2 protein-coding genes are annotated in these 3722 nt (G+C 32.3%); one reads left to right on the plus strand and one right to left on the minus strand.

Features of this window, described 5'->3' with window-relative positions; all coding sequences use genetic code 11:
- Window positions 1-551: ABC transporter substrate-binding protein (locus ACFIO3_RS09980; RefSeq protein ID WP_375704391.1), on the minus strand; the 551-nt coding region annotated here is incomplete at its 3' end.
- Between the two features lie 2530 nt (window positions 552-3081).
- Between ACFIO3_RS09980 and ACFIO3_RS09985 the strand changes: the two genes are divergently transcribed.
- The coding region (locus ACFIO3_RS09985; protein WP_375608764.1) for a tyrosine-type recombinase/integrase at window positions 3082-3722 on the plus strand (641 nt) is incomplete at its 3' end.

Genomic DNA, 3722 nt, shown 5'->3' on the forward strand with positions numbered 1-3722 from the left:
GTTGCTGGACTTGCAACAATATTATTAAGAATAAGCTCTGCTGGATAAGGCTTATCAAATTTCATCACCACTGTTTTTTCATCTGGAGCTTGCAAAGCATCATCAACATTTTGCTCTGTAATTCCATATTCATTAAAAATTGTCGCATTGGTCATCTTTAATTTAACAATCCGCTTCATACTCCAAAGAAGATCATTGGCATTGGCTAATCTGCCATCATTAAACTTCAAGCCATCACGCAAATGAAAAGTAATCACCGTACTGTGATCATCCCCTGAAACATCCCAATGTGTAGCTAATGCTGGAACCATTTTAGCAGGATCATCCGTTGCGGTACTGACCAAACTATCACAAACATTGCGGACAATTTCACCTCCATAAACATCATTAAGTTGTGCGGGATCAAATGTACTAATTGCATCGAGATTCCAAGCCATCACAAGGGTATCTGCGGGAGTTTTTGCTGAAACCTGTTGTGCAACCATCCCCAGTGCTATAAAAGCAGAAACAAGAGAGCTGCTATTCTTTAATATTTTTTTCTTTAAGTTCATAAACTTTCCCCTTTATTTTTTATCAATGAATGATGCTCAAATGACATAGCAAATTTATAATTATAAAAACTGAACAAATACGTTCTAATTGCTTATACAAAGTCATCCACTTTATAAATTCACTGACTTAAGTTTCAATCAAACCATAGCGAACATGCACTATATGTTTTGCTAACTAGTATCACATTTTTTTCATAATATCTCTTTGCATACAACAATACGCTATATCAGCCCCAATAAATTATCAAAATGATAAATCCTGTATCCCCCCAGAAAACGGTAAGCTTTTTAAAAAATCATTGCGCAAAGATTTATAAACTCACTGTTTTATTCTTTTAGGGTGTATTTAAAATAAATATGCAAATTTTAAAAACCGTCATCCTCCTCAAACACTCAATTTCAAGATACGACGCATCTTTACTACATGATAAAAACTGCCTCGAAATAGTAAAAAAATATAAGAAAATATTTTTTCTACCATAAAAAGCCGCTTAATCTTTTGAAAATTAAGTATCAAAAATTTTACGTTTTTACCAACAAAACCAAACACGTTAATAACGATAAAGAAATAATGAGAAAAGCCATTCCTTACAAATTTTGTCTTCTGAGAGATAAAGCTTGCAATAAAAGAATGCACACAAAAATACCCTTTCTCATTGATAAAAACAAAATTCATTATACGATTTTCCCCAAAGACATTACGAATATAAATCCTTTTAAACTTTAAATGTGCATCATTGCTTTTTCGCTATAAAAATAAAATAGCAAACAATATACCGCAATAAAACTCTCGTTTCCAACAGCAAAATACAGAGATTCAATTCAGCAATGTAGCGTATACAGCTCTGCCTGAGCTTAAGCATCCTCCCCAAAACTGGAGCTCACACACAGCAAAATTACTCTCTAATGGAAAAAAGTTATCAGATAATAAAATCTAACACAAGCAGCTTGAGTCATTTAATTTCAATTTTTCCTAACTGCATTTTGTTTTATATTGCTCAGGCAAGTATTAAGCAAGCGACCATCACACAAATAAACTAACAGTCATACAATCCAAGCAAATTATAACAATGCAACAACACCGCCACATCTAAAGATGACTTTGCATTAATCAATAAACATGAATAGAATATTCATTCCTTAATAAAAATACCTCTTCTCAATCATTTCAAACGCCAAAAGCTGTTGCAGTATTTAAGAATTGGCAAAAAGAAGAATGGTGATTGATAATGTGAATCTTTGTAAAGTAAAAATGAGAGGACACAATCATATCTTATACATTCACAAACACCATCGAGTATTTAGAAATTCTTCTTTTAAAAACCCATAAATGAGCAATAAAATAATATTCTGTTTTGTTTGAATGACTTAGACTCCATAATCACGCAACACAACACGACCACATCCAAAAGCAATAATGCAACAACAAACATCTTAAACAATGAAAAGACTATTTTTGTTTTTTGAGCATGATTTTCTTTCAACATAAATAGCTTAAATATATAAACATCTTTTTACATCATTGCAAAGGATATACTCTAGAGCATATCATTGAAGTTTATTACTAATTTTTTCAAATGAAAAATGAACAAAAAAACACCTTTATCTACCTATCTTCAATCAAAATCTAATTTTTGTACGAAATCATAGTTTAACTCTACGGCATTCTTCCATATAGAGAAAAATTTTTAGGTATAAGCTCTTTGAATACAAATCGTTAACCATGAATAAAGCAGGAATTTTATCCATCTTGATAATTTATAAAACCCTGCAGCGTTAGCTCTATCTATGAATTGTAAAAAATTCTGTTTTTTATATTATCGGATAATAAAATTGAAATTATTTATAATATTGTTTAAAAATTTTAATTGATTTGCATTGTTTGGCAATAGATCAAATTTTAATCACTCGTCGCTTAATTTTATCTTTAATCTTATCATAGGAACAAAAAACTTTTTTGTCTTATTTTTTTAGTTTTGTTCTTCATTTATTTCAGTAGGAAAAATTAATACCGTCTAAGTATCAAATTTCATTTTTTTATTCTTTAAAATACCCATTTTTTGAAGAGTCCATTTAAAGTCATAATATTTTTTACTTGAAAAATATCTTATATAGATTGCACAAAGATGTTATTTTTAAATATTCACTTTCTACAGCGAATATGAATGCCATCATATATGAGCATTTTCTTTATCTTAAGAATTTTTTTGTCTTGCACAACTGTTAACAGTTTTTGAAAACTTATCAGCATTTATTACCTCCCTCTCACGGATGATTTTATTCTTTTACAAAAATTTTTACTTAAAATTTTAAGAGAAAATATATCAAAAAGTTTATTGTAAAAAAAACTGACATGTTGTTCAACTAAACATATCGTCTACAGAATTCAAAACATTGATTTATAGTAATAATTCACTGTTTCGTATGTTGAATCAATCAAAACCACTCATTTGCACGTCACAAGCAGGATGAGTGTGTGGGTAAAACTGTATAAGAAAGGACTAAAAATGGCTCTTATGAACCCTCTCTAGTGCCAAGGGCTGTCCGCAAACACCCACGAGCTGGCAAAGTGTGTGATGGGGCCGGCGTGCTTCTTCATAAGCGTAAAGATGGAGGTGCTCAATGGATTTATCGTTATACCCTTCACGGACGCCGCCGTGAAATGGGCTTGGGAGCGTTGCGAGATGTCTCTTTAAAACAAGCCCGTGAATTGGCAACTGGGTGGCGTTCTGTTCTTCGTGAAGGTCGTGACCCCATTAAAGAGCGTAATAAACAAAAGCGTGAGGCAATAAGCAATCTTCATTACTTAAAAGATATTGCCGTGGATGCTTTTGAAAGTCGTAAAGCTGAATTAAAAGGGGATGGTAAAGACGGAATCTGGTTTGCATCTTTAAAACTGCATATTCTTCCCAAATTAGGCTGTTTACCCGTTTCAGAGATTACTCAAACAGAGATACGCAATACCCTTGCTCCTATTTGGCATACAAAAGCTGCAACAGCAGAGAAAGCATTGATACGTCTTAATCTTTGTCTTAAACATGCTGCTGCATTAGGATTGGATGTTGATTTACAAGCAACAGAAAAAGCACGTGCTCTCTTAGGCAAACAACGCCATAAAACGCAAAATTTTCCAGCTATGGATTGGAGAAAGGTTCCGGCTTTTTATAAAAC

Source organism: Bartonella sp. AD328YNZD, assembly GCF_042196425.1.